The sequence below is a fragment of the Streptomyces sp. NPDC020996 genome (assembly GCF_040641355.1).
GTDB lineage: Bacteria > Actinomycetota > Actinomycetes > Streptomycetales > Streptomycetaceae > Streptomyces.
The window spans coordinates 1-14,046 of sequence record NZ_JBFADM010000089.1 but is presented as its reverse complement, the minus strand read 5'-3'; the positions used below and the strand labels follow the sequence as shown (position 1 = coordinate 14,046).

The window sequence follows — 14,046 nt, the reverse complement described above, 5'->3', positions numbered from 1 at the left end:
CGCCACCGGCGTGCGGCCCCGAAATCCCGTCGAATTCCGTTCGGGCCGCGTCTAGCCTTCCGGCATGGCCCACGGGAAAACCTCTTACGTCTGCCTGCCCTGCCGGGCCGCGTACAAGCAGCCCTACGACCCCGACGGCAGGGACAGGCAGCGGGTCTGCCCTCGCTGCGCGCAGCAGCTGATCCACGTGGGCTCCGCCTTCGCCGCACCCCGCCGCCGGGACACCGCGGCCTGGCGGACGCTGTCCGTGCTGCTGCACGCGGGCATCCGCTTCCACAAGAGCTGCTGCGGCGGCCCCGGTTACCGTCCCCGGACCTTGTCCGAGGTCCGCGAGCGGATGACGTACGCCCGTCGCAGCGGCGAGCCCTTCGCGACCGCGCTCGTGCGGTACGAGGTGCCCTGACCCGGACGTCAGCCCTCCAGCCGGACCGGCATGAGGATCGAGAAGGTGTGCGCGTCGTCGGGGCGGCGGACGGCGATCGGCGCCGTGGGGGCGCTGAACTCCAGGAGGAGCTTCTCGCGGGCTCCGGAGGCGAGGGCGTCCAGCAGGAACTCCCGGTTGACGCCGACGTTGTCCTCGCTGTCGTCGCCGTCCTCGCACACCTTCACGGTGCCGTCCGCCACCCTGAGCACGCTGACGTCGTACGACGGCTCGCCGTCCCGCTCGCGCGACTCACTCGGGCGGACCGGGCCGATGCGCAGGGCCTCCCGGAAGTCCGCCGTGTCGACGAGGGCCCGGCGGCCGGCCGGCAGCCGCACCAGGCGACGGTAGTCGGGGAAGTCGTGGTCGAGGCACTGGCCGGCTGTCTGACCGTCGTCCGACTCCAGCGACACCCGGCCACCGTCCACGGCCAGTCGCACCGGTTCCTCACCCCGGAGCAGCGCCCGCATCGCGTCGGCGAGGGGCAGCGGCACGACGGCCTGCACGCGGGGTCCGTCGTACCCGGTGGTGGCGGCCCGCGCGACGGCCATCCGGTAGCGGTCGGTCGCCGCCAGGCTCAGTGCCTCGCCCTCGATGTCGAACAGGACACCGGCGAGCATCGGCAGATCCGGGTCCGAACCGGCCGCGAAGCGGACCGCGTCCAGTGCGGCGGCCAGTTCCGGCGCGGGGACGGTCAGGTGGACGGCGGTGGTGCCGGGCGACGACGTCATGGGGTTCTCCCTGTGGTCGAGTAGGGCTCGGAGCGCGGAGAACTCGCCGCGGGCGTCGGCCAGGCCCTCTTCGAGGCGGCGCAGGTGCGCTTGCAGGAGCCCGCGCACCAGGTCCGCGTCCGCGCTGGACCAGCCGGCCAGTACCAGTCGGATGTCCGCCAGGGGCATGCCGGCCCGGCGCAGCCGTGCCAGCAGCCGGGCCTCCTCCAGTTGCCCGGGCGCGTACCAGCGGTAGCCGCTGACGGGGTCCACCCGTGCGGGGACCAGCACACCGGCCCGGTCGTAGAACCGCAGCGCGCTCACGCTCAGTCCACTGTCCCGGGCCGTCTCCCCGATGCTGCGCATCTCGCTCTCCACACCCGGAACCCTGAGCCCTCGACAAGGTCGAGGGTCAACCCGGCTCGCCCCGGAGTCCCGGCTCAGGCAGGGCAGTCCGCCTGCGTGGTGGCCGTGCCCCAGCGGATCATCAGGTAGCCGGATCCGCCGATCTCCGCAACCGCGTAGCGGTGGTACGGCCACGCGCCGCCCGAGTTCAGCGATTCGCTCACGAGGGCCCGGCAGGCCTTCCCGGCGGCCATGTCCGCCCAGGACTCGACCTGTTCCTGGTTCCACTGCACGTAGTCGGACCAGACGTACATCACCCAATCGACCGGGTCGAAGCCGGCCTTGATCTCGTTGTTGCCGAGCACCTGATCGGTGCCGGGGCTCTGCCGCATTCCGTTGGCGCCCGCGATGATCTGCCTGGCGGCGCCGTCGGCGACGCGGATCTCGGCGCTGTCGCTGCTGGGGATCACCGCCTGGCCGAGGCCGTCGTCGTCCGGCTCCCAGCCCTGCGCGGTGCCGTCCGAGTCCTGCCCGGTGTCGTTGTCGGCCGCCGACCGGCACCCGGCGTTCGGGGCCAAGTCGTCCTGCCACGTGACCTGGGAACCCCGGCCGTTCTCCGACTTCACCATCACGTACTTGCGGTACGGCAGATCCGGATGGAGGCGGAGAACGACGTCCCGCAGCGTCAGGCACATGGTCCTGGCGATCTCCGTCTCGGCGTACAGCGTCCCCTCCTCGTCGGAGGCCAGCGGGTACGACAGGTAGACCTCCCGGCGCGACTTCACCTGCTGACGACTGTTCGCGTCATCAGCCGGGGTAGCGGCCCCGCCAGTGCTCGTCCCAGCCCGAGGCGTACTCGCCGCCGCTGGGCGAGTCGGTGATCTCGGTGATGAGGTCGCGGGCCAAGGTGTCGAGAACCCAGGCCAGTTCATGCCGGCTCACCAGGTCGACGGGCAGCGCCTCCGCGCCGTGCGCCGCTCCGAGCAGCGCGCCGGTCACGCAGGCCACCGAGTCACCGTCCGGCGCCCCGGCGGCGAAGTGCAGCGCGTCGCCCACCTGGTCCCGCTCCGGGAAGGACGCGGCGACGTACACACCGCCCAGCAGTGCCGAGGGGGCGGTGGCGTCCGGGGCGAGGGCGGCGAGTTGCTTCGCGTCGGCGGGGTGGGTTTCGGCTCGCTGGAGGGCTGTCGTGAGCCGGTCGAGCTCCTCGGCCGTCACCTCGGGGTCGACGTCGTGGACGGAGGCGATGCCGTCCATCAGGGCACGGCGCACCTGCGGCTGCTCACCGAACAGGCTGTCCTGCGTCTCGGGCGTGCTGGTCAGGCAGTGACCGGCCAGCACGATCGCGTGGGCGGCCGCGGACTGGGCGGCACGGTCGCCGTGGGTGAGGGCGGCCATCGCGCGAGCTTCCCGTACCCAGGGCTGTGGCTCGGTACCGGCGGCGGCCACGGCGACAGGGAGCGTGCGGGTGAGAGCGTGGCAACCGCGGCTGGCCGTGGCCTTCCCCATGGTGTGCGGGCCCTTCTCGGACAGGGCGGCGACGGTCGCGGGCGCCGAACCCCGCCGCTGCGCGAGCACGGGCACCTGGGCGAGCCAGCCGTCGGGCCACGTCTGGTCGCTGCCCGAGGCCCAGCGGCGCCGCATCAGCTCCACCTCTATGCCCTGCAAGGCGGCCCAACGGCAGTACGCGTGCCACACCGCCCCCGAGGGAGAGGAGACGCCGCCCCGGTGGCTGGCCCGTACGAACGCGCGGATCGTCCCTTCGGCCGTGAAACAGGCCAACTGGGTGCTCACCCCGGCCCGCAACGAGACGTCGGCGGGCAGCTTGCCCCGGGCCGCGCCCAACGTGTCCCCCACGGCCAGGCCGAGCATCAGCCCTCGGACACGCGAAGCCGCCTACTTCACCTTCAGGAACTCGGTCTGCCGCTCCGGCTCCGGATCGGGGTCGAGTGCCGGCGACACATCGCCGTTCTCTCCGGAACGGCGCACCGGCGAGGTGCGCGTGGTCGCCGCCGGACCGGCCAACGCGTGCACGGCGTCCAGCAGTTCGACGTGCGCCGAGAGTTGCCAGCCGCCCACCAGCACCTCACGCAGATCCTTCAGCGCGGTCTCGGCGTCCGTGCCGGTGGCCAGGTGGCTGTACACGGCGGCGACGGCCGGGGTGCGGCTCTGGCCGGCGGCGCAGTGCAGCAGGACCCGCTTGCCCGCGCCGCGCAGCCGCAGCACCTGATGAGCGGCCTGGTCCACGACGTAGTGCAGGTTGGCGTTGTCGCCGTCTCTGTCCACGAGCCAGACGCGCACGTGCTCGGCGTCGTCGGCGGCGGTGAGGACCGGGGCCGTGCCCATGCGGCACAGCGACACCACCGCGTCCACGTCGACCGGCTCGCTCCCCTTGAGCAGGGCGAGGTTGCCCAGTACCACTCCGGGGTCGTGCGGGTGGGGGACGGTGAAGCCGCTGGACACGCCGGCCGGGACGGGGGTGTGGGGGGCCGACGGCCAGCCGTCGCCGTCGTCCTGCCCGCCCCGGGCGGTGCGCACCGCCAACCCCACCAGGTCGGCGCCGGTGAGGCCGGGCCAGCCGTGCACGGCCTGCTGCCATTCGAGCGGGATGCCGGAGCAGCCCCAGCGCGCGCCGAGCAGGGCGCCGGCGATCGCCGCGACGGTGTCGGTGTCGTTCCCGGCCCGGACCGCGGCCTCCAGGGCCAACTGCAGGTGCTGAGCGGGGAAGCTCCGCTGGGACGGAATCAGGTCCGGGACAGCGGTGCGGGTGATCGCCGACCAGGCGGCCTGAAGCGCGGACACGACCCAGCCGTTGGGGGAGAAGTGGTGCGGAGGGTGGGTCTCCGCCTCGTCCAGCCGCTCTGCCCAAAGACCTCGGCGGTCCGCGGGCAGCAGATCCAGGCCGGCCCGTACGCCGTCGAAGGTCCCCTCCAGCACGGCGGTGCGGATGCCGGAGCACCACAGCACGCAGGCATCGGCGCAGTCGGGGTCCGGGTGGGTGAGCGCGCTGACCGCGACGGCGGCCTCGGCCATGGCGGCCGCGTCCCCGAGATGGGCGAGGGCGACGATTCCGGTCCGCATCAGCGAGCCGTTGCCGGCGCTCTGGGGGTGCTGGGCGGCGTAGTCGCGGGCCGCACCCAGCATCGCCGCGCCCGCGGCCCCGGATGCCCGGTTCGCGGCCGACAGGACGGCTCTGGTCTGGTTGCCGACGTCGCTGGCGCCCCCGGCGAGCCAGCGCTGGAAGCCGGCCGCGATCGCGTCCAGAGCGTCCGGGTCGCGCAGATCGGCGCCGGTCGCCGCCACCTCGGCGATGCACACCTGCATCTGGGTGTCGTCGGAGTATTCGCCGGGCTCGTAGGGTCCCAGCCCCCCGCCGATCATCCGCGGCTGCCGGTCGTCCCGCAGGGTCGCCTGGAACTCGTACGGCACGCCCAACGCGTCGCCCACCGCGGCGCCGAGCAGTACCCCTGCGGCCCGGTCGGCTCCGCGCGCGTCCAGGCGGGGGTTCGGTATGCGTGCATTGGCCATGGAAGCTCCAGACATTCGGCGGCGCACGGCGGGTGGACGGAGCGGCACCGCGTCCGTCCCGCAGGCGGTGATCCAGCATGCTTGACGCCGGGTCAGCTTGGCACGACCTTCTTGTTATCGTCAACCAGACGATAGCGGGGGTGGGGGCTTCGCCCCGTGGAGACCGGCTCCGCTGACGGGTCGTTGCGAACGGCGCACTAAAACGGTTTAGTCTCGCAAAGTCCGCTGCTGTCTTGGCAGTAGTGATGTCAGAGCTGTTGACCTCTGAACCGGATCAGTGCTTCCATCGGCTCCGCGTCCGCACCGTGGACGGGTCGTGCTCACCCCTGTGGGCCGTCGGCCCGAGCGCTGCTCCCACAGGAATTCCGGAGGTATCCGTGGCTCTGCTCCCCAGCAGCTCGGACAACGTTGTCAGGCCGTCGGCGGCCGGACGGCGGCTACGCCTCCCGGGAGCGGCGATGACCGTGTGAGCCGCGGCGCGGACCGCGACGGAGTCCGCCTCACCGGGACCGACGGTCCCGTCAACTCCGTTGCACAGCGGGCCTCCCGCGGGACCGCGCGGCGCACACGGCCGCCGCGTCCCGCTGAGGCGGCCCGCCCCCGATCGTCCACGCGTGGGGTGTTCAACGGGACCCGCCCCACGCTCCCCACACACCATCGGGAGACACGATGAGAGATCGTCGCTCGACCGCGAGGAGCCGCTGGGCCGCGGGTGTTCTCGCCCTACTGCTGGGCCTGGTCGGCGCCCTGCTCGCGCCGGGCGCGGTGTCGGCCGCGCAGCTGACCCCGCAGTCGTCCCCGCAGGGGGCGTCCGTCTCCGCGCGGTCCGCCGCAGCAGCCGCCGCGCTGCCCGCCCGGCTGCGCGGAGTCAACCGCTCCGGTACCGAGTTCATGTGCGTGCAGAACCGGGGCATCTTCGACGGCCCCTCCGACGCCGCCTCGATCCAGGCCATCGCGAGCTGGCGGGCCAACACCGTTCGGGTGCCGCTCAACGAGGACTGCTGGCTCGGCATCAACGGCGTCAACTCCGCCTACAGCGGCACGAATTACCGCACCGCCATCTCCGGCTTCGTCTCCCGGCTCCGCGCGGCCGGGCTGTACGTCATCCTCGAACTGCACTGGAGCAGCGGCGTCTACACCGGCTCCGGCTCCAACTGCTCCACGTACGCGTCGCAGTGCCAGAAGCCCATGCCCGACAACGACCACGCCCCGGCCTTCTGGAAGTCGGTGGCCGGCACCTTCAAGAGCGACCAGGGTGTGCTCTTCGACCTGTTCAACGAGCCCTTCCCGAACATGGTGATGTCCGACTACAACGCCTCGTGGAAGTGCTGGCGCGACGGCGGCTCGGCGTGCACCGGCTTCAGCTACACGGTCGCCGGCATGCAGAGTCTGGTCAACGCCGTGCGGTCCACCGGGGCCACCAACTACGTCATGGTCGGCGGCATCAGCTTCTCCAACGACCTGTCGCAGTGGCTGACCTACGCGCCCTCGGACTCCGCCGGGAAGCTCGCGGCCTCCTGGCACTCGTACAACTTCAACTACTGCAACACGCAGAGCTGCTGGGACTCCCAGATCGCGCCGGTCGCCGCCAAGTACCCGCTGGTGGTGGGTGAGATCGGCGAGAACGACTGCGCGCACGGCTACATCGACACGCTGATGAACTGGCTGGACGCCCGCAGCCTCAGCTACCTGGGCTGGACCTGGAACACCTGGGACTGCAGTTCCGGCCCGTCGCTCATCACCGACTACAGCGGCACCCCGACCGCCTACGGGCAGGGACTGAAGAACCGCCTCGCCTCCGGCTGACCGGAGCGCGGGCGGGGCAGGGCGGGGCCGTGCCGGATCATCGGCGCGGCCCCGGCCCCCGGCGAGAGGGGGCGAGAGGGCCACGGCTCCGCCGCGACCCGAGGACATCGCCCACGGCTGGCTGGTGGACAACGGCTTCGTCGAGTAGCCGGACACGGTCCCGCGCGGGGGAGACGACGAGGCGTCCCGGCCCTCGCCTCCCCCGCGCGGATGCGTCAGGCCCGGGGCGTGACCCGCCGGACCTCGATCAGCGCCAGGCTCTCCGGATGGAGGGTCGGCGCCTGGACGCCGAGCACGGACAGCACCCGGCCCGGCAGCTCGACACCCTCCGGCGTCCACCAGGGCAGCGGGCTGGTGACCGGGCCCCGGACCACGTCCCCCGGCGGCAGCGGGGCGACCGTGTAGAGCGCGTCCTCCGCCAGGCCGGGCAGGCGCACGCGGCCGGTCGGCACCTGCACGCTGGTGGTCTTCTGCACCACCGCGTACACGGCGTGGGACCGGTCGGGGGCCACGACGCCGTGCACGAGCACGGCGGGGTCGTGGTGGTCGCCGTGGACGACCGTGCCGGCGTGCAGCAGCGGCCGGAGCCGCTTGTGGGTCTCGATCCACTCGGCCAGCCGGCCGCGTTCCTCGGGCGTCGCCCGGGTCAGGTCCCACTCGATGCCCATGTGGCCGAAGAGCGCGGTGCCGGCGCGGAAGTCGAGACCGTGCGTGCGGCCCGTGGTGTGCGAAGCGGGGGCGCCGACATGCGCGCCCATCAGCTCGGGCGGCAGCAGCATCCCCGTCCAGAGCTGGATCTGCTGCCGCTCCAGGGCGTCGATGCAGTCGCTCGTCCACACCCGGTCGCTGCGTTCCAGGATGCCGAGGTCCACCCGGGCGCCGCCCGACGAGCAGGACTCGATCTCCAGCCCGGGGTGCCGTCGGCGCAGCTCGTCCATCAGCGCGTACACCGCGGTGGTCTGGGCGTGCACCCCGCCGACGCCGTACGGGCCGCTGCCCGCGTCGACGAGGTCGCGGTTGTGGTCCCACTTGAGGTAGTCGATGGCGTACTCGCCGACCAGGGCGTCCAGGCGTTCCAGCACGTACGCGTACGCCTCCGGCCGGCCCAGGTCCAGCACCTGCTGGTGCCGGGCCTCGGGGGGCATGCGCCCGGCGGCGGACAGGATCCACTCCGGGTGCGCCCTGGCCAGGTCCGAGTCGGGGTTGATCATCTCCGGCTCGACCCAGAGGCCGAACTGGAGCCCGAGGGAGCGGACGTGCTCGACGAGCGGGTGCAGCCCGCGCGGCCATACCTCTGGGTCCACGTACCAGTCGCCGAGCCCGGCCCGGTCGTCGCGGCGCCCGCGGAACCAGCCGTCGTCCAGCACGAACCGCTCGGCTCCGACCTCGGCCGCCGCGTCCGCCAGGGCGGTGAGGGTGTCCAGGTCCTGCCGGAAGTAGACGGCCTCCCAGGTGTTGAGCGTGACCGGCCGCGGGGTGGCCGGGTGGTGGGGGCGCTGCCGCAGGTAGGCGTGGAAGCGCGCCGCCATGTCGTCCAGGCCCTGGCCGTACGACGCCAGCAGCCACGGCGTCGCGTACGTGGCACCTGGCCGGAGGCGCATCTCGCCCGGCAGCAGCAGCTCACCGCCGCCGAGGAGCGAGACCACGGAGTTCGTGCGCTCGGCGAAGGTGCGGTGGTTGCCGCTCCACGCGACGTGCAGAGCCCACACCTCACCACGGCGGAAGCCGAAGCCCCGCTCACCCACCGCGTGCAGCAGCGTGGCGTCGACGCCGGTGCGCCCGCGGCGGTTCTCCCGCAGGTGCGTGCCGAGCGTGAACTCGTGCCGCTGCGGGGAACGTTCCCGCAGGTGACGGCCGGTCAGGTCGAGGACTTCGGTGGCGTGCGCCGGTACCGGGAGCGTGAGTTGCAGCGCGTCCACCGTGTAGGGACCGGTGCCCTCGTTGGTCAGCTCCGCGCGCTGGCGCACAAGACCGGACCCGGTCAGCTCCAGCTCCCACCGCAGGGCGAGCCGGGCCTGTTCGTCCACGGCCTCGACCGTCAGGGAGCGAGGGGCCGGGACGCGCACCTCCCGGACGGTGAAGGCGCTGGAGAAGTCGGAGCCCTCGCGATGGCCGGACAGCCCCGGAGTGCCCAGCCAGCCGGCCGACTGCTCGGGCAGCACGCTCACGGGGACCGGCACGTCGGGAACGCTGGTGCCCAGCTCGGCGCGGCTCGCCACGGCGAGCGAGGCGAGGACGCCCGAGCCGCCGGGGGCCTCATCGCCCGGGTCGCCCGGGTCGCCCGGGTTGCCCAGGTCGGCCCCCCAGTGCAGGATCCGGGGCAGCCGGGGGCCCGAACAGTCGAGCACGAGGCTCGTGCCGCCGGCTCGGAAGTGGATGAGGTGCTCGGTGCTCACGTGCGCACGCTTTCGATCGGTAGGTTGGGAGCGGTCGGCTCGACGACGGTCAGCTCACCCACGCCGGCCTCCAGTGATTCTCGGGCATGCGCGTCGATGCCCGAGTCGGTGATGAGCAGGTCGGCCGTCTCCAGCCCGGCGATGGCCGCCAGGCCGGGCGTGTCCCACTTGGTGTGGTCGGCGAGCACCACGACCCGGCGTGCCGAGCGGCACATCGCCCGGTTCGTCTCCGCCTCCTCGAGATTGGGCGTGCTGAAGCCGGTCCGGACGTCCATGCCGTGGACACCCATGAACAGCACGTCGACCCGCAGCGAGGCCAGCGCGGCGACCGCGACCGGCCCCACCAGGGCGTCGGACGGGGTGCGCACGCCACCGGTGAGGACGACCGTCTGCCGCTGCCGCCGGTGGGCCTCCAGGGTCTGCGCCGCCCGGAGACTGTTGGTGACCACCGTGATGTCCGGGATGTCGAGCAGGTGCCGGGCCAGGGTCCACGTGGTGGTCCCCGCGGTCAGCGCGACTGCGGAGCCCGGAGCCACCAGCCGGGCGGCCTCGGCCGCGATGGCCTCCTTGGCGGTGACCTCGCGGGACCGCTTCTCCCCGAACGCGGGTTCCGCGGCACTGCCGTGCTCCGGTGTGACCGCCCCTCCGTGGACCTTGTCGAGATGGCCCCGGCGCGCGAGGGACTCCAGATCGCGCCGGATCGTCATGTGGGACACGCCGAACCGCTCGGTCAGTGCGCCGACCCGGATCGAGCCGTGCTGCCGGACGAGTTCGGCGATCCTCTCCTGCCGTTGCCTCGCGAGCATCCCCTCACCGCTCCGACGGGGGCGTGCCGTCTTCCCGGATCACCACGACGTCGCCCGCGCGGACGACGGTCTTGCCGTCGGCGACGGTGCCGGTCAGCAGGTCGACGCCGCTCGCCGGGACGGGCACGTCACGGGAGGTGTGGTTGATCAGGAAGAGGTAGGCGGCGTCCGGCCCGCGCCTGCGGACCGCCTCCACCCCGGCCGGAACCTCGGCCGCGGCCGTGACACCGGCCTCCCGGCAGACCCGGGCCAGCAGCCCGCGCAGCGCGTCCGCGTCCGGCCGCGTCGCCACGTACCAGGACACGCCCGCGCCGTGGGAGTTGCGGGTGACCGCGGGGTGCCCCGCGACAGGGCCGCCGCACGCCGGGTCCGTCGCGAAGGACACGACCGTCTCGGCGCCGCGCGGCTCCACGAGCTCACTCCACACCGTGGCCCCCGAGCCGTCGGAGAGCCGGACGGTCTCCGCCTCGCGCAGCGGGAAGAACTCGTCGACGCGGACACCGAGCATGTCCCGGTACGCACCCGGGTGGCCGCCGAGCCGCACGTGGTCGTTCTCGTCCACCACACCGCTGAAGAAGCCGACGGCCGCGTGCCCGCCGCCCTGTACGAAGGCGTCCAGCGACGACGCGTCCGCGTCGGACGTCAGGGAGAGGCTGGGCACCAGCACAAGGCGGTGGCCGCTCAGGTCGCTCGCGGGATGCACCAGGTCGCAGGTGACACCCAGCGACCACAGCGCCTCGTACCAGGCGCGCACCAGGTCGAGGTAGCGCACGTCACGCGAGGGAGTGGCGTCCATCTCCAGCGCCCACCAGGCGTTCCAGTCGAAGAGCAGAGCCACGTCCGACACGACGCGGCTGCCGCGCACCTCGGCGAGGGCCCGCAGGTCCCGCCCGAGAGCGGTGACCTCGCGCCAGACCTTGGTGCCGGTGCCGCCGTGCGGGAGCATCGCCGAATGCCACTTCTCGGCGCCGGCCCGCGACTGGCGCCACTGGAAGTACAGGACGCCGTCCGCGCCGCGCGCCACGTGCGCGAGACTGTTGCGCCGCATCTGCCCCGGGGTCTTCGCCACGTTGCGCGGCTGCCAGTTCACCGCGGAGGTGGAGTGCTCCATCAGCAGCCACGGAGCGCCGCCGCCCATGCCGCGCGCGAGGTCGGCGTCGAGCGACAGCCCGACGTGCGCTTCGGGGTCCGCGGCCGTGAGGTACTGGTCCACGGACACGAAGTCGCACTCACCGGCGAAGGAGAAGCCGTCGACCTTCTTCTCCAGCGTGACCAGGAGGTTGGTGGTGAGCGGCACGCCGGGGGAGAGGCGGCGCACGATCTCCGCCTCGCGCCGGTGCAGCCTCAGCAGCGCGTCCGAGGAGAACCGCCAGAAGTCGAGCTGCTGGGTCGGATTCGGCACCGCGGCGGTGGCGCGCGGCGGCATGATCTCCGCCCAGTCGCCGTAGCGCTGGCTCCAGAACGCCGTCCCCCAGGCCTCGTTCAGGCCGTCCAGGTCCCCGTACCGCTCCCGCAGCCAGTCCCGGAACGCCTCGGCGCTGCTGTCGCAGTAGCAGTGCGCGTTGTGGTTGCCCCACTCGTTGTGCAGGTGCCACAGCGCGAGCGCGGGGTGGTCGCGGTACCGCTCCACAAGCCGTTCGACGAGCCGGCCGGCCGCCTCCGCGTACGCGGGACTGCTCGGGCAGAACGTCTGCCGCGAGCCGTGCGTGAGCCGGACACCGTCCGCGGTCACCGGCAGCGCCTCGGGATGCCGCAGCGAGAACCACGGCGGCGGGGACGCGGTGGCCGTCGCCAGGTCGGCGGCGATGCCGTTCGCGTGCAGCAGGTCCAGGACCTCGTCGAGCAGGCCGAACTCGTACTGCCCGGGGCGCGGTTCCAGGAACGCCCAGGAGAACACACCGACGGTGACGAGGTTGACGCCGGCCTCCCGCATGAGACGCACGTCCTCGTCCCACACCTCGCGCGGCCACTGCTCCGGGTTGTAGTCGCCGCCGTAGGCGATGCCGCCGAGCCGGTCGGACAGTTGCTTGAGCGCGTCGGTCACGACTTCACCGCTCCCGCCGCGAGGCCCGCCTTCCAGTACCGCTGGAGCACCAGGAAGGCGATGACGATCGGGACGACCGAGACGAGCGACCCGGTGAGGCTGAGGATCTGCAGCGAGGGGTCGCGGCTGACCTGGGACTGCCAGGTGAACAGTCCGAGGGTGACCGGGTAGAGACGGTCGTTCTGGAGCATCACCAGCGGCAGCAGGAAGTTGTTCCAGATGACCACGAACTGGAACAGGAAGATCGTGACCATGGCGGGTGACATCAGCCGCAGCGACATGGTGAAGAACGTCCGCAGCTCTCCGGAGCCGTCGATCCGGGCCGCCTCCAGCAGCTCGTCGGGCACGGACGCCGCCGCGAAGATGCGCGAGAGGTAGACGCCGAACGGGCTGACGATGCTGGGCAGGAACACCGACCAGAAGGTGTCGGTGGCGTCCACCTCGGCGAACAGCAGGAACAGCGGCAGCGCCAGCGCCGTGGCGGGGACCAGGACACCGCCGAGCACGACGTTGAACAGGAGCTCCCGTCCCCGGAAGCGGTACTTGGCCAGGGCGTAGCCGGCCATCGCGGACAGCAGGGTGCCGACGGCCGCGCCGGCCCCCGCGTAGAGGAGGCTGTTGAGCAGCCAGGGCAGGTACACCCCGTCCTGCTTGGCGAACAGCGCCCGCAGGTTGTCGAACAGGTGGAAGTCGGAGAACCACAGCCCGAACGAGTCGACCAGGTCGCCCTGGCTCTTGGTCGCGGAAACGATCAGCCAGAACACCGGCAGCAGCATGTAGACGGCGACGACGGCCAGGAAGCCGGTGGCCGCGATCACCGAGAGGCGGCTCTCCCGGGGGCCGCGCGGTGCGGTCTCGGAGGTCTGACGGGGCGCGTGGGCGCCCCGGGTGTCGGTGAGGAGGCTCATGACTCGGCCTTTCGCCCCGTGAGCTTGAGGAATCCGAACGACAGGACGAACGTGGCCAGCGCCAGCGTCACCGACATGGCCGCGGCCTCGCTGTAGTTGTTCGACGAGGCGAGCGAGTACGCCGCCAGGTTGGGTGTGTAGGTGCTGGTGACGCTGGTGGAGATGGAACGCAGCACCTGCGGTTCGGTGAACAGCTGCAGCGTCCCGATGATGGAGAAGACCCCCGTCAGGATGAGCGCCGGACGCAGGATCGGCACCTTGATCCGCCAGGCGATCTTCGCCTCGCTCGCGCCGTCCATACGGGCCGCCTCGTAGATGTCGGACGGGATGGCCTGCAGGGCGGCGTAGATGATCAGCATGTTGTACCCGGTGTACGTCCAGGTCACGATGTTGCCGATGGACCACAGCATCATCGACGAGCCGAGGAAGTCCGGCGCGGAGCCCGCCTTGTCGAGCAGGTCCACGATGGGCGACAGCCGCGGGTCGTAGAGGAAGGCCCACATGAGCGCCGCCACCACGCCGGGGATGCCGTACGGCACGAAGTAGGTGATCCGGAAGAAGCGCTTGAGGCGGGCCACCGTCGAGTCCAGCAGCAGCGCGAGCACCAGCGCCAGCAGCAGCATCACCGGGATCTGCACCAGCCCGAAGACCAGCACCCGGACGACGCTGCCGAGGAACTCGGAGTCGCCGAGCACTTCCTTGTACTGGTCGAGGCCGGCGAACACGGTCGTCTTGTGGCCGAAGGTGCCGCCGGTCCGCTCGGTCTTGAGCAGGCTCTGGTAGAAGGCGTAGCCGACCGGCACCAGGGTGAACAGGACGAACGGCACGAAGAACGGCAGGAGAAAGAAGACGGGCGCCCAGTTCCGTCTGCGGCGGGCGGGGACGCTGGCGGGGGCGGTCTGCGCCGGCGGCGGTGCTGTCGCCGCTATGGGGTCGGCGGTCATGTCGTGATCTCTTCCTGGACTGTGCTGGCGAGCGGGAACGGGCCGGCTGACCGCCGAGGAGATCACGGTCGACGGGCACGCCACCAAGCCCCCGGCCCGCTACACCGAGGCCAGCCTGGTCAAGGAGCTCGAGGAGCG

Annotated in this window: 11 protein-coding genes; 2 read left to right on the top strand and 9 right to left on the bottom strand. The window is 72.3% G+C overall.

The features are described from left to right. Positions 1–64 precede the first annotated feature (64 nt). Positions 65–403 (top strand): deoxyxylulose-5-phosphate synthase, encoded by a 339-nt coding sequence (locus tag AB0G63_RS36155; protein ID WP_360759182.1) that lies wholly within the window; start codon positions 65–67, stop codon positions 401–403. Positions 404–411: 8 nt separating this feature from the next. Here AB0G63_RS36155 and AB0G63_RS36150 read toward each other — a convergent pair whose 3' ends face one another. The 4 genes from AB0G63_RS36150 to AB0G63_RS36135 form a co-directional block, all read right to left on the bottom strand. Beyond that, entirely contained in the window at positions 412–1,497 is a 1,086-nt protein-coding gene (locus tag AB0G63_RS36150; RefSeq protein ID WP_360759180.1) for a MerR family transcriptional regulator, read from the bottom strand. Between the two features lie 74 nt (positions 1,498–1,571). Next, on the bottom strand, positions 1,572–2,261 hold the full coding sequence (locus AB0G63_RS36145) for a hypothetical protein (protein WP_360759178.1): 690 nt from the start codon (positions 2,259–2,261) through the stop codon (positions 1,572–1,574). 22 nt (positions 2,262–2,283) lie between these two features. Further along, on the bottom strand, positions 2,284–3,333 hold the full coding sequence (locus tag AB0G63_RS36140; RefSeq protein WP_360759176.1) for an ADP-ribosylglycohydrolase family protein: 1,050 nt from the start codon (positions 3,331–3,333) through the stop codon (positions 2,284–2,286). 39 nt (positions 3,334–3,372) lie between these two features. Next, positions 3,373–5,004 carry an ADP-ribosylglycohydrolase family protein gene (locus AB0G63_RS36135; RefSeq protein ID WP_360759174.1) on the bottom strand — a complete coding sequence of 544 codons (1,632 nt, stop codon included), beginning with the start codon at positions 5,002–5,004 and terminating at the stop codon, positions 3,373–3,375. Between the two features lie 669 nt (positions 5,005–5,673). Between AB0G63_RS36135 and AB0G63_RS36130 the strand changes: the two genes are divergently transcribed. Continuing rightward, positions 5,674–6,810, top strand: coding sequence for a cellulase family glycosylhydrolase (locus AB0G63_RS36130; protein WP_360759173.1), 1,137 nt, complete (start codon positions 5,674–5,676; stop codon positions 6,808–6,810). Between the two features lie 215 nt (positions 6,811–7,025). On the opposite strand, the gene AB0G63_RS36125 is transcribed toward AB0G63_RS36130, so the two are convergent. Genes AB0G63_RS36125 through AB0G63_RS36105 form a run of 5 tightly spaced genes read right to left on the bottom strand, consistent with a single transcriptional unit; the run spans position 7,026 to position 13,908 of the window. Next, the gene (locus AB0G63_RS36125) at positions 7,026–9,206 is read right to left on the bottom strand and encodes an alpha-galactosidase (RefSeq protein ID WP_360759171.1); all 2,181 of its coding nucleotides are present in this window, start codon (positions 9,204–9,206) and stop codon (positions 7,026–7,028) included. Beyond that, positions 9,203–10,012, bottom strand: a complete 810-nt coding sequence (locus tag AB0G63_RS36120; protein ID WP_360759169.1) for a DeoR/GlpR family DNA-binding transcription regulator — start codon at positions 10,010–10,012, stop codon at positions 9,203–9,205. The genes AB0G63_RS36125 and AB0G63_RS36120 overlap by 4 nt, the downstream gene beginning before the upstream one ends. A gap of 4 nt (positions 10,013–10,016) precedes the next feature. Then, positions 10,017–12,056, bottom strand: a complete 2,040-nt coding sequence (locus AB0G63_RS36115) for a beta-galactosidase (RefSeq protein WP_360759167.1) — start codon at positions 12,054–12,056, stop codon at positions 10,017–10,019. Beyond that, positions 12,053–12,964, bottom strand: coding sequence for a carbohydrate ABC transporter permease (locus tag AB0G63_RS36110; protein ID WP_360759165.1), 912 nt, complete (start codon positions 12,962–12,964; stop codon positions 12,053–12,055). The genes AB0G63_RS36115 and AB0G63_RS36110 overlap by 4 nt, the downstream gene beginning before the upstream one ends. Further along, the gene (locus tag AB0G63_RS36105; protein ID WP_360759163.1) at positions 12,961–13,908 is read right to left on the bottom strand and encodes a sugar ABC transporter permease; all 948 of its coding nucleotides are present in this window, start codon (positions 13,906–13,908) and stop codon (positions 12,961–12,963) included. Before AB0G63_RS36105 ends, AB0G63_RS36110 begins: the two co-directional genes overlap by 4 nt. Positions 13,909–14,046: the final 138 nt, after the last annotated feature.